This is a genomic window from Nonomuraea sp. NPDC050328, assembly GCF_044459405.1.
Lineage (GTDB): Bacteria > Actinomycetota > Actinomycetes > Streptosporangiales > Streptosporangiaceae > Nonomuraea.
This window is the reverse complement of record NZ_JBITIW010000018.1, coordinates 1-20,408: the sequence shown is the minus strand read 5'-3', so window position 1 is coordinate 20,408 and position 20,408 is coordinate 1. Positions and strand designations below refer to the sequence as shown.

Below are 20,408 nucleotides of genomic sequence, written 5' to 3'. Positions count from 1 at the left end.
AAGGATAGCTACCGCTTTGCCTTCAGATGGCTATATTGGTTGGACCAATAGGAGGTTCATGTGAAGATCACTGACATCCGCGCCGTCCTGCTCAGCCATGACTACGCCGGGCAACCGCCCCTGGAGTGGGTGGGCGGGCGCATCGAGACCTGGGACGCCGCGCTCGTGGAGATCACCACGGACGCCGGGGTGACCGGCCTCGGCGAGGTGGCGCAGGGCATCATGGGCGCGCTCGCCGTACCGGGCGTGGTCGAGGCGCTGCGGCAGTACGCCGTGGGCCTGAGCGTCGAGGAGCCCGGCACGGTCGGCGACGCGCTGCGGGCCAGCACCGCCTTCTGGGCACGCGGCGGGGTGGCCTCCGGCGTGATCGCCGCGATCGAGGTGGCCGCCTTCGACGCCGCCGGCAAGGCCGCCGGGGTGCCGGTGCACGAGCTGCTCGGCGGGCTCCGGCACCCGAGCGTCGAGCTGTACGCCAGCGGCGGCCTCGGCGTGGACGAGGAGCAGGTGCTGGCGTGGGTCAAGGAGATGGAGGCGCGCGGCTTCGCCACGGTGAAGTTCCGCGCGATGACCGGCCCCGAGCGCACCATCGGCCTGATCGACCGGGTCGTGGCCGCGCTGGAGCCGGGCACCCGCTTCGTCCTCGACGCCGTGCAGGGCTGCGCGGGCCGGTCCTGGCCGCTCGCCGACGTGCTGCGCGTGGGCGAGCATCTGGCGCGATACGGGCCGCGCTGGTACGAGGAGCCCTGCCGGGCCGAGGACGTGGCGGGCTACACCGCCGCCCGCGCCGCGCTGGAGGTGCCGATCTCCGGCGTGGAGAGCTACTCCACCCGGCAGGAGTTCGAGCGCCTGATGGAGGCCGGCGGCGTCGACCTGGTCCAGCCGGACGTCGGCATGGTCGGCGGCATCACCGAGTTCCAGCGGGTGGCGGGGCAGGCCTTCGGCTCCGGGCTCGACTGCGTGCCGCACATCTGGTCCACCGGCGTCAACCTGATGGCCAGCGTGCACACCGCCTTCGCCACCCCGCACCTGGACCTGATCGAGCTGTGCACGCTGCCCAACCCGCTGCGCGAGGACCTGCTGGTCGAACCGCTGCGCATCGAGGGCTCGCACCTGCTGCCGCCGGCCGCGCCCGGCCTGGGCGTACGGCTGACGCCGGAGATCGAGGCCCGCTTCGCCTTCCAGCCGGGGCGGGGCCATGTCATTCGTTAGCTCCGTCGCCGCCGCGCAGGTCGCCGACTCCCTGGACGAGGCCGGGGTGCGCGGTCAGGTCCTGTCCCCCGCGATCCGGCCCCTGCGCGCGGGGATGCGGGCCCTCGGCCGGGCCAGGACCGTGCAGTTCGCCCCCGCCGAGGAGGCCGGGCCCGATCCCTACGACGACATGATCGACTTCATCGACTCGGTGCGGCCCGGCGAGGTGGTCGTCATCGCCGCCGGCGGCAGCGCCCGCTCCGCCTGCTGGGGCGAGCTGTTCTCTGCGGCCGCCAAGGGCCGCGGCGCCGCCGGTGTCGTCTGCGACGGCTACGTCCGCGACCGCGCCAAGGTTCTGGCTCTGGACTTCCCGGTCTTCGCGCTCGGCACCCTGCCCGTCGACTACCGGGCGCGCCTGCGAGTCGTCGCCGTCCAGCAGCCCGTCACCTGTGGCGGCGTCCGGATCGCTCCGGGCGACACCGTTCTGGCCGAGGACGACGGCCTCGTCGCCGTGCCCCGGGCTGTCGAGGCCGAGGTGGTGGCTCTGGCCAACCAGCGCGCCGCCACCGAGTCCACCGTGCTCGCCGAACTCCTGGCCGGATCCGGCCTGCGCGAGGTCTGGGAACGCCACCGCGTCCTTTGACCCGCGCTGCGACGGGCCTCTCCCCGGTCTCGGGGAGAGGCCCGTCAGGTCAGGCGGGGGTGAGTTCGACGAAGGAGACGCCCGGCATGGGCAGGTCGAACTCCAGGCGGACGTCGCCCTCCACCTCGGCCGCCGGGGTGAGCTCGTCGAGGGTGTTCGCCTCGGCCAGGCGCTCCCACTCCTCGCCCTCCGGCCAGTCCGCGCCGGACATCCGCTGCCAGATCGCGCGGATGTTGGAGTGGGTCTCGTCGATGCGGTGATGGGTGAGCGTGTGGGTGCCCTTCAGGCCGGTGACGGCCAGCCGTACGGTGCGGGAGAGTTCCGGGGCGCCGTCGGCCTGGGCCTGGTTGAGGGTGCCGTTCCAGACGAGCACGCCGACGCGGCCGTCGGGATGGCGGGCGGCCCAGACCTCGACGCCGGCCTGGTCGCCCTCGACGCTCGCGGCCAGTTCCTCCGGGCCCAGCCGGTGGGCCAGGGTGAGCGCGTGGAAGCGGGGCTTGCGCAGGTTGCCGACGGTGAGCAGGCCGAAGCCGCCGTGGAAGAGCCGCGGCGGGCGGCCGAGCTCCTCGAAGTGGTCGGAGGCGACCCAGTGCGAGAGCGCGTCCAGCCGCCCGGCCGCCGACTTCATGCCGTGCAGCAGGAAGGTGGCGCCGAACGGGCCGTCGCCGATGCCGTGGAAGTGGGTGGGGGTGGGACCCCACTCGGTCCACCAGATCGGGGTGTCCTCGCGGCCGTGCCGGGCCAGGGCGGGACGCCAGTCGAGCGGCGCGTTGCCGTAGGTGTGGGTGGAGACGAAGTCGAGCGCGGCCCCGGACTTGCCGACGTGGCTGAGCAGTTCCTCGACCCAGCCGTTCGCCGCCGAGCTGGGGCCGCCCACCCGCAGGCCGGGGTGGACGCTCTTCACCGCGGCGGCCGAGACGTCGTAGAGGCGGAAGTACTCCTCCGGCGTACCCGACCAGAAGACGGCGAGGTTGGCCTCGTTCCAGACCTCGAAGGCCCAGCGCTCGACGAGCTCCTCCAGGCCGTAGCGGTCGGCGAGGGCCTGGGTCAGGTCGCGCACGAGCTCGCCCCAGGCGTCGTAGTCCTTCGGCGGCGAGATGATCGCCTGGTAGCCGAAGACCGTCTTGGACGGGTCGGTGGCCAGGTCACGCGGCATGTAGCCGAGCTCGACGACCGGCCGCAGGCCGAAGGCCATGATGGTGTCGTAGACCTCGAAGACCTTGCTGAAGTCGTGCACCGCCTTGCCGTCGACCTCGCGGTAGACCTCCAGGTCGTCGCAGAGGATTGCGTGCGCCCGCACGGTCTCGACGCCGAACTCCTCGCGCATGGTCCGCAGGGCCGCGGTCAGCTCCTCGCCGATCGGGCGGCCCCCGGACTCCTCGCGGCACAGCAGGTACGACAGGTGCTCGGAGCCGATCATGGTGGTCCACGGCCGGTGGAGCGTTCCGGTCACGGCCCGGGCGTCCACCGAGACGGCCACCTCGCGGCCGGTCTCGGCGGGCCCCGCCGTGACCGGGTCGCTGAACGGACCCACCACGTCCATCGCGGCGATCGCGGCCACCTGGTAGGCGCACTCCCCCTGCCCGGTGTCCACGTACCGGCAGCCCGGCACCGCCGGGACGTCGACGTCGCGCTGCTTGACCGAGACGCCGTCGCGGTGCACGAGGTAGCCGATCGCCCCCGGCACCGGCTCCCACGTCAGCGTGACGTGCCCGGCGCCCGGCCGGGCCCGCAACCCGGCCGGCGCGGGCAGGACGACCTCGGTCACCGGCGCCACCGCGCCGGACGCCTGGTAGATCCGTGCTTCCCAGTCACGGCGTGCGGCTTCTGCCGTACTCACCCGGCGACCTCCCATTCCTCGGGTTCCATCACCGGCCGCAGCGACGCCTCGACGTCGGGGCGGCCGAAGTACCGGCGCATGTTGCCGGAAGCCAGCTCGTTGCCCAGGGCGGCCATGACCATGCCCTGGTCCAGCGCGAGGTACCAGCGGGACACCACCCCGGAGCGCACGGCGACGGCGTCGTAGAAACCGCCGGGGCCGTAGGCGTCGAAGTTCCCGCGCAGCTTCGCCAGGTTGGCCAGGGCCGCCTTCTTCGCGTACGGCAGAGCCAGGAAGGAGGCGTGCGGCGTGACCACGCCGTCGCCGTAGGCGGCCGGTTCCGGCTGGGCCGGGCGGCAGCCCTCGTAGCCCGGGTCGGTCGTGGTGCGCTCGCGGTCGGTGGTGTAGCCGGCCGCGTCCAGGCCCATCGGGTCCACGCCGTACTCGCGGTAGCCGCCGTGCGGGTCGTTGGACGGGGAGAAGCCCCAGTAGCCGTACTTGGCGTCGTCGAGGCCGTGCTGGATCTGGCCCTTGACGAAGACCGGGTGGTTGCGGCCCCAGCTCTTCGGCGCCCAGGCGCTCTCCGGCACGACCAGGTCGGGCATGAGCTCCTCGAACATGGAGCCGCCCCAGTTCGGCACGAAGCGCAGGCCGCGGTAGCCGTACGTGCCCTCCCAGACCTTGACCCCGAGGTACTCCTTCCACGAGCCGACCGGCTTCTGGTCCTGCCAGGCCCAGTCGCAGCCGGCGTCGGGGAACGTGCGGTAGAGGCCGTAGTAGTGCTCGCGCGGGATCTGGCCCAGGGCGATGCCGACGTAGGTGCCGATGCGGGTCTCGCCGGGCGAGCCGTAGTGATGGCAGGTGGAGTGGACCTTGACGCCGGTGCCGGCGTAGTCGCTCTCCACGGAGCACTGGCCGGGCGGCGGTTCGGGCCAGAAGCCGCCGCGCAGCAGGCCGGTGCCGGCGTCGGGGCGGGCGGCGGGGTCGTAGTAGGCGGCGAAGTTCATCGAGCGCGCCAGCCGGTCGGCGCGGGCGGCGTGGGCGGGCAGCGCGGTGCGCACCATCATCAGCGCGGTGGCCAGCCAGCCGTTGTCGACGCTGGAGGCGAAGGGGTGGACCACGGTCCCGTTGTCCGGCCAGGTCCTGACGACCTGGAAGGTGGCGGGGTCGTACCAGTTCCAGAACTGGCCGGTCGGCGCGTGCCGTTCCATCCGCTCCAGCGCGTCGAGCACCTTGCGGGCCCGGCGCTGCGCGTCGCCGGGGCTGATGAGGCCCAGGTCGCGGGCGGTCAGGGTGGACCACAGGTAGGCGCCGATGTTGGTGGGCGAGGTGACCTTGGCGCGGGTCCTCAGGTCGCCGGTGATTTTGTCGGACGGCAGGCCGGTGCCGGGGTCGACCATGGCGGCCAGCGAGGTCCAGGTGTCCTTGGCGTACTTCAGCAGGGTCGCCCGGTCACCGGGCCGGGCGGCGGCGGGCTGGGCCGAGAGCGTGGTGGTGAGCGCGGCGGCCAGCAGGCCGGCTAAGAGGGGTGTGCGCATGGGGTTCGGCTCCTTGTCATCGGGGATGGCGTCCGCAGCTGTGACGGATGACCAGTTCGGCCGGAAGGGTGAGGTGGCGCGGTTCGTCCCGCTGCCCGGCGATGAGCTCGTCCAGCGCGCGGGCCGCTCCGGCGCCGAGCTCGCGCATGGGCTGGCGGATGGTGGTCAGGGCGGGGCGGGCGTGCCGGGCGGCCATGATGTCGTCCCAGCCGGTGATCGCCACCTGGTCGGGTACGGCGAGGCCGAGCTCCTCGGCGGCGAGGATCGCGCCGAGGGCCACCTCGTCGTCGGAGCAGATCACCGCCTCGGGCCGCGAGTCGCTGCCGAGCAGGCGCAGGGCCGCCTCGTAGCCGGACTCGACGGTGTAGCGGGCGGTGAGCACGGGTTCGACGGCCTCGCCCAGCACCTCGCGCACGCCCGCCCAGCGTTCGGAGATGTCGTCGCCGTCGGCGAAGGGCGCGCCCAGGAAGGCGTAGGAGCGGTAGCCGTGCTCGCGCAGGTGCCCGGCGAGCAGGCGGGCAGGTCCGATGTTCTCCGTGCGCAGGCTGTCGGCCCCCGGCAGCGGCGCGCGGGCCACGAACACCAGCGGCACGCTCATCCGCACCAGCTCGGCGACCAGGTCGTCGGGCGCGGTCTGGCCGAAGACGAGCAGGCCGTCCACCCGGCCGGCCAGGTCGCGGATCAGGTCGCGCACGTTGTCCCGGTCCTTGGTGGACAGGATCACCACGGAGCGGCCGAGCTCGGAGGCGACCTCCTCGTAGCCCAGCAGGACCTCGGCGTAGTAGGGGCCGGCGAGGTCGGGGAAGACGATGCCGTTGGCGGCGTGCCGGCCCTCGGCCAGGCTCACGCCCAGGCGGCTGGGGGTGAAGTCGAGTTCGGCGACGGCCTTCAGCACCTTCTCGCGCGTCTTCGACGCCACCGGGCCGGTGCCGCGGAGCGTGCGGGAGACGGTCGCGATCGACACGCCCGCCCGCCTGGCCACCTCGTAGATCGTCACGTCCATGCCCGCCTCGTTGCTGTAAGCGCTTACACACGCCAGTGTGCCAGACGAGGAGTCATCCGATCAATGGCCACCGCGCTACGGCGTGATGCTGTCCAGGTAGGCGTCGAGCTGGCCCAGCAGGTCGAACTCCGGCTCCAGCAGCCACTGGACCTGGAGCCCGTCGAGCACGGCGATGAGCAGCGGCCCGCTGGCGTGCGGCCCGATCTCGCCGCGTTCCTGGGCCTTGGCCAGGGTGGCGGCGAACAGCGCCCGGCTGGTGCGGTAGCGCTTGCGGAAGAAGTCGTGCGCCGGATGCTCGGCGTCGGTGGCCTCGGCCGAGAGCGTCACGAACAGCCGCAGCACCCCCGGCTCGCTCATGTTGCGCAGTTGCAGCTCGCGGATGGCCCGGCGGAAGCTGCCCAGTTCGGCCCAGCGCTCCTCGAACCACGGGATGTCCACGTCGTCGCGCTGCTGCAGCACCGCCGCGAGCAGGTCCTCCTTGGACGGGAAGTAGTGCAGCACCCCGGCCAGGCTGAGCCCCACCTGGGCGGCCAGGTCGCGCATGGAGGCCCCGCGGTAGCCGCGGACGCTGAACAGGTCGCGGGCGGCGTCGAGGATCTGCGCGCGGCGGGCGATCCCGACGGCGTACGGCTTCTTGGCGGGCATGGCCCGAGCCTAGCAAAGCGACCTATCAGTTGGTAGGTTTTTGCCATGCCACTCGACCCCCTCCTAGCCCCGTTGCTCGACGCCCTCAACGCCCGGCCCGTTCCCGCCTGGCGGACCGTCGAGGAACGCCGCGCCCTGTCCCGTGGCGGCTCCGGCCACCCCTACCAGGCGCTCGTCGAGGCCGAGCCGGAGATCGACGGCGTCTACGAGGAGACCCTGCCCGAGGGCTTCTCGGTCCGGGTCTACCCCGGCGGGCCCGGCCTGCTGCTGCATTTCCACGGCGGCGGCTGGTGGAGCGGCTCGGCGGCCGAGTCGGAGTGGCGCTGCCGTGCCTTCGCCGGGCGCGCGGGCGTCACGGTGGTCAGCGCCGACTACCGGCTGGCTCCCGAGCACCCCTTCCCCACCCCGGTCGAGGACTGCTACCGGGCGCTGGAGTGGGCCGTCGGACGGTTCCGGCCCGAACGGATCGGGGTGACCGGGGAGAGCGCGGGCGGCAACCTGGCCGCGGCCGTCGCCCTGCTCGCCCGCGACCGGAACGGGCCGACGCTGGCCGTGCAGGTGCTGGAGATCGCGCCCTTCGACCTCACCTGGGCCTCGCCCTCGATCGAGCGGTACGCCACCGGGCATCTGATCACCGCCGAAGATCTCTACTGGTGCCGGGCCGCCTACCTGGGGTGGCACTCCCCCGCCCATCCGCTGGCCTCCCCGCTGCACGCGCCCACGCTCGCCGGGCTGCCGCCCGCGCTGATCGTCAGCGCGGAGTGCGACCCGCTGGCCGACGACGGGCGGCGGTACGCCGAGCGGCTGGTGGCGTCCAGGGTGAAGGCGGAGTTCCGGCTGTTCGAGGGGCATGTGCACGGCTCGCAGTCGCTGACCGCGCTCCTGCCGTCCGCGCGCGAGTGGCGTGACCTGGTCGTCGGCGCGGTGCGCGAACATCTCGGGTGACGCCCGCCCCCGAGCCGGGGGCGGGCGTCGTGCCCTACGCGACCGCCTCCCGGCCAAGGGGCGGGGCGCCGTGCTTCACGCGACCGCCTCCCGCTGGGCCGCCTTGCGGGTGGCGAGCTCCGCGGCGGCCTGGTGGGCGACCGAGTGGGTTATCGGGTAGAAGGCGAAGGCCAGGGCGCCGACCAGGCCGATGACCGCCGGGATGAGGCTCTGCGCGTACAGGATGCCCTGCACCGCCTCGGGGCTCTGCGTAACGCCGCCGCTGCGGTAGCCGGTCAGGGCCAGCGTGTAGGCCAGCAGCCCGCCGCCGACGCCCGCGCCCGCCTTGGTGGCGAACGAGGTCATCGCCGCGAGGCTCGCCTCGGTGCGGAAGCCGTACCGCCACTCGGTGTAGTCGGCGAGCTCGGCCAGCAGCACCAGCCCGAGCGCGACCGCCCCGCCGAAGCCGAAGCCGGTGACGACGAAGCAGAGCATCACCGGCACGGGAGCCGGCGGCACCACCATGAGCAGCGCCAGGCCCAGGATGGACAGGCCCAGGCTGAGCAGGTAGCCCGGCTTGGCCCCCGCCCGGCGCGCGAAGACCGGCACCGCCAGCGCGCCGATCACCATGGGCAGGGCCATGACCAGCGCCGCCACCGTGAGGTAGTCCTGGTCTCCGATGTAGTAGAGGAAGAAGTACGGCATGGCCGCGGTGAGCGAGCCGCTGGCCGCCTGGACGGCCACCTTGGAGGTGAGCAGGATCGGCACCGCCCGGTGCGAGAAGAACACCCGCCGCACGTCCGAGAGCCGGTAGCGCTCGGCCGACAGCGGGACGACCCGCTCCCGTACCCGGAGTGCCATGATCGTCACCAGCACGCAGCCCACCCCGGCCACGATCGTGACGTAGGTGAGCCACCCCCCGGTGCCGCCGCCGAGCAGCTTGACCAGCGGCAGCGTGAGGCCGGTGCTGAGCGCGGCGGCCAGCAGGCCGGTGAAGCCGACGATCCCGGCGAGCTGCCCGCGGGTGCGGGCGTCGCCGGCGACGACGGGCAGGAGCGAGGTCACCGGGATCTGGAAGAGGTCGAGCAGCAGCCCCCACAGCAGGTAGGTGACCCAGGCGGCGAGCAGGGCGTTGGGGAACCAGGCGGGCGCGGCGAACAGCGCGATCAGGCAGACCGCGCAGAGCAGGCCGCCGACCAGCACGTACAGCCGGAACCGGCCCCAGCGGGTGACCGGGAGGTGGTCGACGAGGTACCCCATGATCGGGTCGCTCGCGCCGTCCACGATCCTGGCCACCAGCATGAGCGTGCCGACCGCCGCCGCCCCGATCCCCACCACGTCGGTGAGGTAGAGCAGCAGGAACCCCGAGACGCCGCCCATCAGGGCGCCGCCGGCCACGCCGGCGAAGAAGGCGAGCTTCTCGGTGAAGCCCGGCCGGTCGGCGACCGGCTCAGCCGCCATGGCGTTGCCTCCACGCGGCGGTCTGGGCGCCGAGCAGGTCGGCGAGGTCGCCGGCGGGCAGCGAGTAGTCGAGCACGTGCAGGCCGAGCTGCGCGTGCGAGCTCTTGAACGGCTCGTTGCCGTCGATCTCCAGCCAGGTCGCGCCGCGGTCGCGCACGCATTCCGCGCTCATCCGGCCGGGGTAGGCGGCGAAGCCGGTCGGGTAGTCCGGCGCCTGGTAGTCGCCCATCAGCAGGTCGAGGCTGCCGCCCTTGGTGAGCTTGCGGGTGGGGAGCCAGGGCCGGATCGGCAGCCGGCCCTGGCCGCCGGTGAGGAGCTGGGCGGGGTTGACGCAGAGCATCTCGTGCCCGGCGTCGGGGTCCTTGGCCAGGACGGCGTCGCGGGGGTCGGCCCCGTCGAGGTCGTAGGAGGCGTAGGCGACCACGCACCCGCTGGGGACGGGCGCCGCGGGGCTCGGCCGGGTGCAGGCGGGCAGGTGCCGGAAGGTGGAGCCGGCGTCGTTGCCCCCGCCGAGCGCGACCCGCACGCCCGTGCCGACGAGGTAGGCGCCGACCAGCTTGTCGGTGCGGGCGGGCACGCCGTCGAACTCCTCCTGCAGCAGCCGGGCCGCGGCCGCGGCGCCCTGGGAGTGGCCGAGCACGATGACGCCGCGGCGGCCCTGGTTCTCGGTCGCCCAGTACTCGGCGAAGGCCTGCTTGACGTCCTGGTAGCCGGTCTCGAAGTCCGGCGGGGCGAGGATGCTCAGCAGGTAGGAGGTGAGCGGCGCCTGCCGGTAGAGCGGCACGAACAGCCGGCAGTGCCCGGCGAGCGCGCGGAGCTGAGTGAGGGTGACGGCGACTTCCGGGTCCCGGACGTAGGGCGGGTTGGCGCCCAGCAGCAGGATCGGATTGCTGAGCAGGTTGACCGTCGGGTAGGCGTAGAAGCAGTCCACGCCCGGGTCGCCGGCCGGGGCCGGGGGCTGGACGGCGGTGCTGCCGTCGGGTCGCACCACGGTGGTGTCGAGCGGGGCGTGGTAGCCGTCGGGGTAGCGGCCGGTCAGGCACGGGTTGTCGGCCTGGCCGGGCTTGCAGAGCCAGACGGGGCGGGTGAGCGGGGTGGTCAGGCCTCGCGCCTCGACGTCCGGCGCCGGCGAGGCCGCGGCGGGGGTCGAGAGCGGTAAGACGCAGAGAAGGGCGAGGAGGGGGACGATCAGCCTGCGCACGGGGCGGCTCCAAAACCTACCGACTGATTGGTAGATGTCAGGCTAGAGGGGTTGCCAGGCCGCGTCAACGCACTCGGGCCGATCGGCTCCTGGACGCCGGCAGCAGGCGGTGGGACAGTCGGCGGGTGGCGATCGACCTCGACGCGTGGCTCACCCGGCTGTTCGTCCTCGGCATCGACGACGACTTCCTCGACGACCCCGCCGACAGCATCGCGGTGATCACCGCTTTCCTCCGCCGTCCCGAGCGCGCCCTGGCCGACTACACCCCGGAAGAGGTGAGCAGCGGGCTGTGGCACCTGGCCGGGAACTCCGAGCTCTTCCTGGAGCTGTACAACCAGGACGTGCCGCTGCCGGAACGGCTGGCCTGCGCCTCGGCGATCCGCGAGCTGTACCGGCGGTTGTTCGAGCCGCACTGCGCGCCGGTGCTGGGCCATGCCGGCGCCGAGGGGCACGAGCCGCTCAACTCCATCTGCTACATGTGGTGGGACGCCTTCTCCACCTGGGGCCGGCCCGGCGACCCCGCGGCGCGGCCGATCGACCAGGCTCTGCTGGCGGTCATGCGGGACACGCTCAGCTCACCGAACGAGGCGTGCGTCGAGGGGGCTCTGCACGGGCTCGGGCACTGGCACGTCAGCTACCCGCGCGAGGTCGAGGAGACCGTGCCGGCCTGGCTCGCCACCCGGCCGGAGATCAGCGAGTCGCTCTACCACTACGCCCACGCCGCCAGGTTGGGCCGGGTGCTCTAGAAGAGGGTGGGTGGCGCGGCCGGTTCGGGGTCGGGCAGCGGGGCGAGCCCCGGGACCACCGCCCGCACCTCGTCGTGGAAGCGCCGGGCCAGCTCCAGCGCCTCGGCGTTGTCCGGCGTGTGCACGAAGAAGGTCGGCGACCGGCCCTCGGCCAGCCACCCGGCGACCACCCCCACCCACGGCCGCCAGCCCTCTGCGGTCCGCTCGGCGTCGTCCCTGCCCAGGTAGCGCACGATCGGCCGGGCGGTCAGCGCCCGCATCCTGCGGGCCACCCTGGGCTTGCGCGTCCAGGCGTCCCGCTCGGCGTCGGTGTCGGGACGGCGGGCGAACAGGGTGACCGTGTCGAACGGCACCCACTCCGCCTCCACCGCGCCTAACACCCGCTCCAGGTTCTGGGCGGCGCGTGCGTCCTCGAAGAACGCGCGGTGCCGGACCTCCACGGCGTAGCGGTGCTCCCGGGGCAGCCTGCGCAGGAAGGCGGCCAGCGCGCCCAGGTCCTCCGGGCCGAACGAGCCGGGCAACTGCACCCACAACGTCTCGGCGTGCGCGCCGAGCGGCTCGACCGCCGCGAGGAAGGCCCGCAGCTCGTCGTCACCGCCGGACAGCCGGTGCTCGTGGGTGACCGGCTTGGGGAGCTTGGCCAGGAAGCGGAAGTCCGGCGGGAGCTGCCGCGCCCACGACTCGGCCGTGGCCAGGGAGGGCGTGGCGTAGAACGTGGTGTTGCCCTCGACCGCGTTGCACCAGGTGGCGTACGCGCGCAGCCGCTCGGCCGGCGGGAGCGGGTGGGGCAGGTAGCGGCCCTGCCACGGGGTGTGGGTCCACATCGCGCAGCCCACGTGCAGGACGCGGGCCGGCGTCATGCGTGCCGGACCAGGCAGAAGGGGTGACCGGCCGGGTCGGCGTAGACGCGCCAGCTCTGGCCGGGGGTGCCGGTGTCGAGCAGGGTGGCTCCCGCTTCGAGGACCGCTCGCTCGGCTTCGTCCAGGTCAGGAACCTCGACGTCCAGGTGGAGCTGCTGCGGCCGGGACGGTTCCGGCCAGGTCGGCGGGCGGTAGTCGGCCATCTCCTGGAAGCACAGGACCGAGCCGGCGTCGAGGTGGAGGGTCGCCCAGCTCTCGTCGAGCGCCCAGCGGCCGTCGGGGCGGTTGACCTCACCGCCGAGCACGGTGGCGTAGAACCGGGCCAGGGCCCGGGGGTCGGGGCAGTCGAGCACCACGCACTGCAGCGTTCCGATCGTCGACAAATCGTCACTCCCTTTCCTTGACGTCCGCCCGGCCGCCCGGCGGTGAACGGCGGTCGAGGGACTGGATCCACTTCACCGCGACCGCGGCCACCTGCACCAGCTCGGCGCGCAGGGCCTCGGCTTCCTGTTCGGCGAAGGCTTCCAGGACCTCCTCGTGCAGGATGTGCCGCCAGGTCACCTGGCCGGCGGCCTTGGCGGCGTCGGTGGCCGCGCGGGCGGCGTCGGCGGCCTGGGTGCGGTCGGGGCCGGTGCCGTCGGGGTGTTCCTGGATGCCGAACCGCTCGTCCTGGCGCACCCGCTCGGCGGCCACGTCGGCCAGCACCGCGGCGAGCAGGCCGGGCACCCCGTAGTCACCGTCCGGGGCGCCGCCCGAGATGCCGCCCGAGGTGCCGTCGCTCGACTGTGTGGTCACAAAGGGAGATCTTGCCAGCTCCCTCCGACACTCCGCTCAGTAGCATCGGAAGGGTGATCCAGGACGCCACCGCCCTGCACGACGCGGCCCGCACGCTCCTGCACGAGCATGCCGCCGTGGAGGCCGAGGCCAGGGGGCGGCTGCACGAGGTGCAGGCACAGGCGGCGCGGGCCGAGCTGGCGGCGATCCCGGTGGCCCGGCTGAAGGACGTGACCGGGGGGCGGCTGCGGCTGGGGGCGCTGGAGCAGGCCGGGTTCACCACGGTGGCCGCGGTCCTGGATGCTCCGCCGTACCGGCTGGAGCTGGTGCCGGGGATCGGCAGGCACACCGCGCGGCAGGTGCACGCGGCGGCGAGGCAGATCGCGGAGGCGGCGACCGCGTCGGCGCCGGTGCGGATCGAGATCGAGCGGCGGCGGGATCCGGCGCTCACCGCGCTGGTGGTCGCGCTGCACCGGCTGGTGGCGGCCGGGCCGGACCTGCCGCGCGGCCTGGAGCTGGCCCGGCGGCTGGAGCAGCGGATGGCGCCCCTGCTGCACGAGGCCGGGCCGGCCCGCAGCCGGTTGCGACTGTTCTTCACGCTGCCCGCCCGGCGGCGGCGCGCGCTGGCGGCGGTCGAGGAGCTGGAGCACGTGCTGGCCCGCAACAGCGGGACGCGGCTGCTGCTGACCGAGCTCACCACCGACCTGATGCGTCCGCCGGTGCACGAGATCGAGGCGTGGTCCGACTTCGAGCACCGCGCGGCGGAGTACTACGCGCTGCTCGGCGAGCTCACCGGCGAGCCGCTGACCGGCGGGGCGGGCGCGCTCTCCGGCGACCTGCTGGCCAAGGTCGAGGCCCAGCCGCTGGACGACACCCACCGGCGCGTCTCGCTCCGCGGCTACCAGGCGTTCGGGGCGCGGTTCGCGCTGGCCCAGCGGCGGGTGATCATCGGGGACGAGATGGGCCTGGGCAAGTCGGTCGAGGCCATCGCGGTCCTGGCGCACCTGCGCGCCACCGAGGCCACGCACTTCCTGGTCGTCTGCCCGACCAGCGTGCTGATCAACTGGGTGCGCGAGATCGAGTCCCGCAGCTCGCTGCGCGCCTTCCCGCTGCACGGCGACGAGCGCGCCGCCGTCCAGGCCGAGTGGGTACGGCAAGGCGGCGTCGCGATCGTCACGCTCGACAGCCTGTGGCGGCTGGAGGTGCCGCCGGAGCTGCCGGTCGGCCTGCTGGTCGTGGACGAGGCGCACTACGCCAAGAACCCGGTGACCCGGCGTTCGCGCAGCGTCCACGCCTGGTGCCGGCGGGTGGAGCGGGTGCTCTTCCTGACCGGCACGCCGATGGAGAACCGGGTCGAGGAGTTCCGCACCCTCATCGGCTACCTGCAGCCGCCGCTGGCCGAGAGCCTGCGCGGCAGCGACGTGGTCGCCGGCGCCCAGGCCTTCCGCAAGGCGGTCGCCCCGGTCTACCTGCGGCGCAACCAGGAGGAGGTGCTGACCGAGCTGCCCGAGCGGGTGGACGCCGACGAGTGGGTGGAGTTCAGCGGCCCCGACCTGGAGGCCTACCGGGAGGCGGTGGCGTCGGGCAACTTCATGGCGATGCGCCGGGCCGCCTACCGGACGCCGGCGACGAGCGCCAAGCTGAAGCGGCTGACCGAGCTGGTCGAGGAGGCCAAGGCCAACCAGCTCAAGGTGGTCGTCTTCTCCTTCTTCCACGACGTCCTGCACGCGGTCGGGGAGGCGCTCGACGGCTTCGAGTACGGGCCGATCTCCGGCGACGTGCCGGCGGCCCGGCGGCAGCAGCTCGTGGACTCCTTCGGCGCCGAGCCCGGCCACGCGGTCCTGCTGGCGCAGGTGCAGGCGGGCGGGGTGGGGCTGAACCTGCAGGCCGCCTCGGTGGTGATCCTCTGCGAGCCGCAGCTCAAGCCCAGCGTGGAGGCGCAGGCGGTGGCGCGGGCGCACCGGATGGGGCAGGTCAGGCGGGTGCAGACGCACCGGCTGCTCGCGGCCGACTCGGTGGACCAGCGGCTGCTGGCCATCCTCGGCGGCAAGAGCCGGCTGTTCGACGCCTTCGCGCGGCGCAGCGACCTGGCCGAGTCGAGCCCGCACGCGGTGGACGTGTCCGAGCAGGACCTGGCGCGGCAGATCGTGGAGGAGGAGCAGATCCGCCTCGCCACCCGGCCGGGCTAGACGCGCGGGGTGGTCTCGTCGCAGCCGAGGCGGGCCAGGGCGTCGGCCCGCTCGTTCTCCGGATGCCCGTTGTGGCCGCGCACCCACAGCCACTCGACCTGGTGCCGCCCCCGAGCCTCGTCGAGCCGCTGCCACAGGTCGGCGTTCTTGACCGGCTCCTTGGCGGCGGTGCGCCAGCCGTTGCGCTTCCAGCCGGTGATCCACGAGGTGATGCCGTTGCGCACGTAGGTGCTGTCGGTGTGGACGCGCACCACGCACGGGCGGGTGAGCCCTTCCAGGCCCATGATCGCGGCCATGAGTTCCATGCGGTTGTTGGTGGTGTCGGGCTCGCCGCCGCGCAGCTCGCGCTCGTGCTTGCCGTACCGCAGGATGACGCCCCAGCCGCCGGGGCCTGGGTTGCCCCGGCAGGCCCCGTCGGTGAACAGCTCGACCACACCTTCCACCCGGCCAGGGTAGTGGACCCCGGCCGGGTGGGCGTTCAGTCGGCGACCAGGCGGTTCCCCCAGGCGCCCTCGAACTCCCGTTGCCGGCGCACGACGTAGCGGCCGGGCGCGCAGCCGGAGGCGCCGTGCTCGGGATGCAGGAGGTAGACGACCTCCCGGGCCTCGAACACGCCGACGGTGAGGCGGGTGAAGTCGGCGACGGAGGTGGTCCAGCGGCAGGTGCCGGGGTCGGCGACCAGGGTGTGCGGGTTGCCGCCGTCGGCGCCGCGCACCAGCACGACGCCTTCGGCCCGGACCGGCTGCCAGAGGGCGGCGGGCCGGATCAGGACGTCACGGGCGAGCAGGTCGAAGGGGACGACGATCAGGTCGCCCTGGGCCTGGAGCCCGTCGACGACGGGGATGCGCACCGACTGCTCCAGGTGGTCGAGCACGGTCAGCCCGGTCTGCCGGGTCAGCGAAGCGAGGGTCACGGTCATGGAGATCACCTTTCAGGTCCGGCGGGCGAGCTGGGCGTAGTGGGCGGCCGGCAGGCCGTAGGACCAGGCCGCGGCGGCGACCGGGTCGTCGAGGAAGCCGGGCACGGTCAGGCCGTAGCGGCGGCGGGTGCCGTCGCGTTCGAGCGAGCCGTTGACCGCCAGCAGCACCCGGCTGCCCGGCCGGTAGTCGTACAGGCGCAGCTCCGAGCCGGGGTTCCCGGGATCGGCGGCGGTGGCGACCAGGCGCAGCCCGGCCCGGTCGAGGTACTCGCCCCAGCCGAGGCGTTCGATGGCGCAGCGTCTGACCTCGATGTTCGGCTCGCGCTCGATGTGCCCGACGCTCGGCGCGTCGATCACCCAGCGCGGCACCACGGTGCCGTGCCAGGCGTGCACCTCCCAGCCGTCGGCGTACCGGACGGCCGGGCCGGCGTCGGCGTGCAGGCGCAACGCGCCCGCCTCTGCCGGTTCGGTGTGCAGCGTCACGGGGCGTTCGGTGATCACGCAGACGCCGTCGCGCGGCCACCACCAGCTCGTCTGGCGCATCGCGGCCCGCCACAGCCCGAGCCGCTCGTCCACGGGCCCGCCGCCCAGGCGGGCCAGCGCGTCGAGGTGCGCCACCCAGGCCGGCGAGAGCGTCTCGTACCACGGAGCCCGCCACCGGCTCCGGCGCTCGTCCGCGGCCCGGAGCGCGGGGTGGAGGACTCGTTCCACCGTGGCGGCCAGCGGCCGGCTGATCTCCCAGCTCACCAGCCGGTCGAGCGCCGCCGGCACGTGTCCGGTGGAGACCAGCCGCAGGTCGAGGGAGGCCGAGGTCAGCTCGCGAGCCACGGGATGGTCGGCGGGGTCGCCGTTGCCGCGCACGCCCGGCGGCAGCGTGGCCAGGGCGGCCAGCGGCGAGGAGACCCAGTGGAAGCGGGGCCGATCCCGCCCGATCAGGCGGTAGAGCCCGGAGATGGCCGTCTCGGCGGCCGCTCGGTCGGCCGGCCGCGTGGAGCACGCGTGGTCCAGCCAGTCAGCACGGATCCCGGCAGCTTCGCGCTGCGCCGGATCTCTCATCGCACGAGGGCGGATGCGCCCTTTCTGTCGATCATGCTGTCATCGTGACAGAGAACTCGGGCCTTCGTCCAGAGCGCGACCTCTTCCTCGGCGAGACCACCGTGCGCAAGCGTTTCGCCGGACCGGGGCACAGCGAGGCCGAATGGCGGGCCCTCACCCTGCTGGCCGAGGTCTTCGCCGAGGTGCCCGCCCGCGACCTGCCGGTACGGCGAGGCAGCCCCGCCGACCTGCTGGCCCGGCTGCGGGAGTGGAGCAGCACCCCGCCACCCGGCCCCCCGGTGGTGCGGGAGGCCTTCGAGCGGGCACTGCCGTGGCTGGCGGAGGACCTGCCGGAGCCGGGCGAGCCGGTCTTCGGCCCGGGCGACGGGAACCTGGCCGACGTGCTCTGGGACGGCTCCCGCATCCGGCTGCTGGACTTCGAGGAGTCCGGCCGCAGCGACCGGGCCTACGAGCTGGCGAGCATCGTCGAGCACCTCGGCCTGGGTGGACACGGAGTTCGACACCGCCGCCTTCCTCGCCGCGTTCCCGCTGGAGGCCGGGGAGGTCGCGCGGATGCGGGTCTACCGGCGGCTGCCGGCGTTGTTCTGGCTGCTCACGCTGGCCTACGACGCGGCGCGGCCCGTCCCGCGCAATCCGCCGGGGACGGCTGAGCGGCAGGCCGCCCGCATGATCGGTCACTGTAGGTGAGATAGCATCCACGCATGGTCATCTCAGGTCGTGCGGTCCTGGTGATGATCCTGGCTGCCTGCCTGCTGATGTGCCTGCCGGGCCCGCACTCCGCGACCGCCGCCCAGGCCGCCCCGGTCACGCACAGCGACCATCAGCACGACCAGTGCGACGCTCCGGTGGTGCCGCCCGCGCCCGGAACCAGCGCCGCCGAGCTGACCCTCGACGGGCTGGTGCGAGGGTGGCTGCCGGTGCCGCCGGAGGCCCCGGTCGCCGGGCCCGCCGCCGGGGCGCCGCCTGCCGTACCGGCGGTGGCCGATCCGCTGCTCCTGCTCTGCACCTCGCGGAGGTGACAGGTCCCGCTCCGACCTGTCACGACCTCGCGAAGGTGACAGGTCCCGCTCCGACCTGTCACGTCCACGCGCAGACCAAGGAAGCCGGATGGACCTCACTCGCGCCTGCCTGTCACCCGCCGACCTCGTCGGCCACACCCCGATCCTGTGGATCCCCGAGCTCCGCTCGGCCGCCCCGGAAGGCCCCGGGTTCTGGGCCAAGCTGGAGGGCCGCAACCCCGGCGGCATCAAGGACCGGCCCGCCCTGCACATGCTGGCCCGCGCCCGTGAACGCGGCGAGTTGGAACCGGGCGCGCCGATCGTCGAGTCGACCAGCGGCACGCTCGGCCTCGGCCTGGCGCTGGCCGGGCTCGCCTACCGCCACCCGGTGACGCTGGTCGCCGACCCCGGCATGGAACCGGCGATGGTCCGGCTGCTGCGGGCCTACGGCGCCCGCGTCGAGCTGGTCCGCGAGCCGCACCCGGCGGGCGGCTGGCAGGAGGCGCGGCGCACCCGGGTCGCGGCGCTGCTGGCCCGGCGGCCCGGCGCCTACTGCCCCGACCAGTACAACAATCCCGACAACGTCGCCGCCTACGAGAGCCTGGCCGAGGAGCTGGCCGGTCAGCTCGGCGGGATCGACCTGCTGGTGTGCAGCGTGGGCACCGGCGGGCACAGCGCGGGCGTCTATCGCGCGCTGCGCCGCGACCTGCCGGGACTGCGGCTGGCGGGCGTGGACAGCGTCGGCTCGACCATCTTCGGCCAACCCGCCCGCACCCGGCTGATGCGCGGGCTGGGCAGCAGCATCCACCCGCGCAACGTCGACTACGCCGCCTTCGAGCAGGTGCACTGGGTCGCGCCCGGCGAGGCGGTCTGGGCCTGCCGCCGGCTGACCGCCGGGCGGTACGCGGGCGGCGGCTGGAGCGTGGGCGCGGTCGCGCTGGTCGCCTCGTGGATGGCCCGCACCGAGCCGCCCGGCACCCGCATCGTGGCGATCTTCCCGGACGGGCCGCAGCGGTACGCCGACACGATCTACAACGACGCCTACTGCCGCCGCCACGGCCTGCTGGTCCGGGCACCGGCCGCCGATCCGGACGAGGTGCCGCATCCCGGACACGCCGAGGCGACCCGCTGGACGCGGTGCACGACCGTCCTGGACCCGCTGGCATGAGGGCCACCCTCGCGCAGGCGCGCTCCTTCAACCGGCCGGTACGGCTGCTGCTGGTCAACCAGCTCACCATCAACACCGGGTTCTACCTGCTCATGCCCTACCTCGCCGGGCACCTGTCCGGCGGGCTCGGCCTGGCCGCCTGGCTGGTCGCGCTGGTGCTCGGCGTGCGCAACCTCAGCCAGCAGGGCCTGTTCCTGCTCGGCGGCAGCCTGGCCGACCGGCTCGGCTACAAGCCGATGATCCTGAGCGGGCTGGCCCTGCGCACGGCCGGGTTCGCGCTGCTCGGCCTCGCCGAGAGCCTGCCGCTCCTGCTGCTGGCCTCGGCGCTGACCGGGCTGGCCGGGGCGCTGTTCAACCCGGCCGCCCGCGCCTACCTCGCGGTGGAGGCGGGCGAGCGCAAGGTCGAGGCGTTCGCCCTGTTCAACGTCTTCTACCAGGCGGGCATCCTGCTCGGCCCGCCGCTCGGGCTGCTGCTGTCGGGCGCCGGCTTCCGCACCGCCTGCCTGGTGGCCGCCGCGCTGTTCGCGCTGCTCGCCGTCGCCCAGGCCCGGGCCCTGCCGGTACGGCGAGGCGGACCGGCGGCCCAGTCGATGTGGCGCGACTGGCGCGAGGTGCTGGGCAACCGGCGCTTCCTGGGCTTCGCCCTGGTCATGTCCGGCTCCTACGTGCTCGGCTTCCAGGTCTACCTGGCGCTGCCGCTGGAGATGGCCCGCAGCGGCGGCGGGCAGCTCGGCGTGACGCTGCTGTTCGTGCTCTCCGGCGTGCTCACCATCGCCGGGCAGGTGCGGATCACCGCCTGGGCCAAGGCCCGATGGAGCGCCCGGCAGGCGATGGCGCGCGGCCTGACGGTGATGGGGGTGGCGTTCGCGCCCCCGGCGCTCCTCCCCGGCTCGCCGGTGGCGCTGGCGGGCTGCGCGGCGCTGCTCACGCTCGGGACGATGATCGTCTACCCGTTCGAGATGGGCACGATCACCACGCTGGGCGGAGAGCGGCTGGTGGGCACCTACTACGGCTGCTACAGCAGCATCGCCGGGCTGGGGATCGCCGGCGGGAACGTGCTGACCGGGCTGGCCTTCGACGCCCGGCCCTCGTGGGCGTGGGGCGGGCTGGCCGTACTCGGGGTGGGGTGTGCCTGGGGACTGAGCCGGTCGTGCCCGGCGGGGGGGGGGGGCCCCCCGGGCGCGCCCCCATCTCCGGGGACCTAACGTGGCCGGGCTCCCGGGCGGGGTGGGGTCCTATGCCGGGTGGGCGTGGACCGAGCCCGGGGGGGGGTGTT

General features: G+C 73.9%; 21 protein-coding genes. 9 read left to right on the top strand and 12 right to left on the bottom strand.

The window, feature by feature from the left end; translation table 11 throughout:
• Positions 1–60: 60 nt before the first annotated feature.
• Together ACIBG7_RS41985 and ACIBG7_RS41980 are read left to right on the top strand one after the other, a co-directional pair.
• Positions 61–1,209, top strand: coding sequence for a mandelate racemase/muconate lactonizing enzyme family protein (locus ACIBG7_RS41985; protein ID WP_397339918.1), 1,149 nt, complete (start codon positions 61–63; stop codon positions 1,207–1,209).
• Positions 1,196–1,831: an RraA family protein gene (locus ACIBG7_RS41980; RefSeq protein WP_397339917.1), complete on the top strand. Its 636-nt coding sequence runs from the start codon at positions 1,196–1,198 to the stop codon at positions 1,829–1,831. The genes ACIBG7_RS41985 and ACIBG7_RS41980 overlap by 14 nt, the downstream gene beginning before the upstream one ends.
• A gap of 49 nt (positions 1,832–1,880) precedes the next feature.
• Here the strand turns inward: ACIBG7_RS41980 and ACIBG7_RS41975 are convergent, their stop codons facing one another.
• The 4 genes from ACIBG7_RS41975 to ACIBG7_RS41960 form a co-directional block, all read right to left on the bottom strand.
• Positions 1,881–3,671 (bottom strand): hypothetical protein, encoded by a 1,791-nt coding sequence (locus ACIBG7_RS41975; RefSeq protein WP_397339916.1) that lies wholly within the window; start codon positions 3,669–3,671, stop codon positions 1,881–1,883.
• On the bottom strand, positions 3,668–5,188 hold the full coding sequence (locus tag ACIBG7_RS41970) for a glucoamylase family protein (RefSeq protein WP_397339915.1): 1,521 nt from the start codon (positions 5,186–5,188) through the stop codon (positions 3,668–3,670). The genes ACIBG7_RS41975 and ACIBG7_RS41970 overlap by 4 nt, the downstream gene beginning before the upstream one ends.
• A gap of 16 nt (positions 5,189–5,204) precedes the next feature.
• A complete protein-coding gene (locus ACIBG7_RS41965) occupies positions 5,205–6,191 on the bottom strand; it encodes a LacI family DNA-binding transcriptional regulator (RefSeq protein ID WP_357935116.1) in 987 nt (328 codons plus the stop codon).
• Between the two features lie 75 nt (positions 6,192–6,266).
• Positions 6,267–6,836: a TetR/AcrR family transcriptional regulator gene (locus ACIBG7_RS41960; protein ID WP_357935119.1), complete on the bottom strand. Its 570-nt coding sequence runs from the start codon at positions 6,834–6,836 to the stop codon at positions 6,267–6,269.
• Positions 6,837–6,881: 45 nt separating this feature from the next.
• Between ACIBG7_RS41960 and ACIBG7_RS41955 the strand changes: the two genes are divergently transcribed.
• The gene (locus ACIBG7_RS41955; RefSeq protein ID WP_397339914.1) at positions 6,882–7,781 is read left to right on the top strand and encodes an alpha/beta hydrolase; all 900 of its coding nucleotides are present in this window, start codon (positions 6,882–6,884) and stop codon (positions 7,779–7,781) included.
• A gap of 75 nt (positions 7,782–7,856) precedes the next feature.
• Here the strand turns inward: ACIBG7_RS41955 and ACIBG7_RS41950 are convergent, their stop codons facing one another.
• Together ACIBG7_RS41950 and ACIBG7_RS41945 are read right to left on the bottom strand one after the other, a co-directional pair.
• Positions 7,857–9,221, bottom strand: a complete 1,365-nt coding sequence (locus ACIBG7_RS41950; protein ID WP_397339913.1) for an MFS transporter — start codon at positions 9,219–9,221, stop codon at positions 7,857–7,859.
• On the bottom strand, positions 9,211–10,422 hold the full coding sequence (locus ACIBG7_RS41945) for a DUF3089 domain-containing protein (protein ID WP_397339912.1): 1,212 nt from the start codon (positions 10,420–10,422) through the stop codon (positions 9,211–9,213). The genes ACIBG7_RS41950 and ACIBG7_RS41945 overlap by 11 nt, the downstream gene beginning before the upstream one ends.
• A gap of 125 nt (positions 10,423–10,547) precedes the next feature.
• On the opposite strand from ACIBG7_RS41945, the gene ACIBG7_RS41940 reads away from it, so the two are divergent.
• A complete protein-coding gene (locus tag ACIBG7_RS41940) occupies positions 10,548–11,168 on the top strand; it encodes a hypothetical protein (protein ID WP_357935131.1) in 621 nt (206 codons plus the stop codon).
• On the opposite strand, the gene ACIBG7_RS41935 is transcribed toward ACIBG7_RS41940, so the two are convergent.
• Genes ACIBG7_RS41935 through ACIBG7_RS41925 form a run of 3 tightly spaced genes read right to left on the bottom strand, consistent with a single transcriptional unit; the run spans position 11,165 to position 12,823 of the window.
• Positions 11,165–12,028: a DUF72 domain-containing protein gene (locus tag ACIBG7_RS41935; RefSeq protein ID WP_357935134.1), complete on the bottom strand. Its 864-nt coding sequence runs from the start codon at positions 12,026–12,028 to the stop codon at positions 11,165–11,167. The genes ACIBG7_RS41940 and ACIBG7_RS41935 overlap by 4 nt on opposite strands.
• Entirely contained in the window at positions 12,025–12,411 is a 387-nt protein-coding gene (locus ACIBG7_RS41930; RefSeq protein ID WP_397339911.1) for a VOC family protein, read from the bottom strand. The genes ACIBG7_RS41935 and ACIBG7_RS41930 overlap by 4 nt, the downstream gene beginning before the upstream one ends.
• A 4-nt stretch (positions 12,412–12,415) precedes the next feature.
• Positions 12,416–12,823: a hypothetical protein gene (locus ACIBG7_RS41925; RefSeq protein ID WP_397339910.1), complete on the bottom strand. Its 408-nt coding sequence runs from the start codon at positions 12,821–12,823 to the stop codon at positions 12,416–12,418.
• Positions 12,824–12,876: 53 nt separating this feature from the next.
• Here ACIBG7_RS41925 and ACIBG7_RS41920 point away from each other — a divergent pair, with 53 nt between their 5' ends.
• Positions 12,877–14,991 (top strand): DEAD/DEAH box helicase, encoded by a 2,115-nt coding sequence (locus ACIBG7_RS41920; RefSeq protein ID WP_397339909.1) that lies wholly within the window; start codon positions 12,877–12,879, stop codon positions 14,989–14,991.
• Here ACIBG7_RS41920 and rnhA read toward each other — a convergent pair.
• From rnhA to ACIBG7_RS41905, 3 genes are read right to left on the bottom strand one after another with little or no spacing between them, the layout of a single operon-like run.
• The gene (gene rnhA, locus ACIBG7_RS41915) at positions 14,988–15,434 is read right to left on the bottom strand and encodes a ribonuclease HI (protein WP_357935146.1); all 447 of its coding nucleotides are present in this window, start codon (positions 15,432–15,434) and stop codon (positions 14,988–14,990) included. The two genes, ACIBG7_RS41920 and rnhA, sit on opposite strands and share 4 nt — an antisense overlap.
• A gap of 35 nt (positions 15,435–15,469) precedes the next feature.
• Positions 15,470–15,910: a hypothetical protein gene (locus ACIBG7_RS41910; RefSeq protein ID WP_397339908.1), complete on the bottom strand. Its 441-nt coding sequence runs from the start codon at positions 15,908–15,910 to the stop codon at positions 15,470–15,472.
• Positions 15,911–15,922: 12 nt separating this feature from the next.
• Entirely contained in the window at positions 15,923–16,966 is a 1,044-nt protein-coding gene (locus tag ACIBG7_RS41905; RefSeq protein WP_397339907.1) for a DUF6745 domain-containing protein, read from the bottom strand.
• Between the two features lie 44 nt (positions 16,967–17,010).
• Here ACIBG7_RS41905 and ACIBG7_RS41900 point away from each other — a divergent pair, with 44 nt between their 5' ends.
• The 4 genes from ACIBG7_RS41900 to ACIBG7_RS41885 all read left to right on the top strand — a co-directional run bounded on the left by ACIBG7_RS41900 (position 17,011) and on the right by ACIBG7_RS41885 (position 20,337).
• The gene (locus tag ACIBG7_RS41900; protein WP_397339906.1) at positions 17,011–17,616 is read left to right on the top strand and encodes a phosphotransferase family protein; all 606 of its coding nucleotides are present in this window, start codon (positions 17,011–17,013) and stop codon (positions 17,614–17,616) included.
• 51 nt (positions 17,617–17,667) lie between these two features.
• On the top strand, positions 17,668–17,985 hold the full coding sequence (locus ACIBG7_RS41895; protein WP_397339905.1) for a hypothetical protein: 318 nt from the start codon (positions 17,668–17,670) through the stop codon (positions 17,983–17,985).
• Positions 17,986–18,073: 88 nt separating this feature from the next.
• Positions 18,074–19,132 (top strand): PLP-dependent cysteine synthase family protein, encoded by a 1,059-nt coding sequence (locus tag ACIBG7_RS41890; RefSeq protein ID WP_397339904.1) that lies wholly within the window; start codon positions 18,074–18,076, stop codon positions 19,130–19,132.
• Positions 19,129–20,337, top strand: a complete 1,209-nt coding sequence (locus ACIBG7_RS41885) for an MFS transporter (RefSeq protein WP_397339903.1) — start codon at positions 19,129–19,131, stop codon at positions 20,335–20,337. The genes ACIBG7_RS41890 and ACIBG7_RS41885 overlap by 4 nt, the downstream gene beginning before the upstream one ends.
• Positions 20,338–20,408 lie beyond the last annotated feature (71 nt).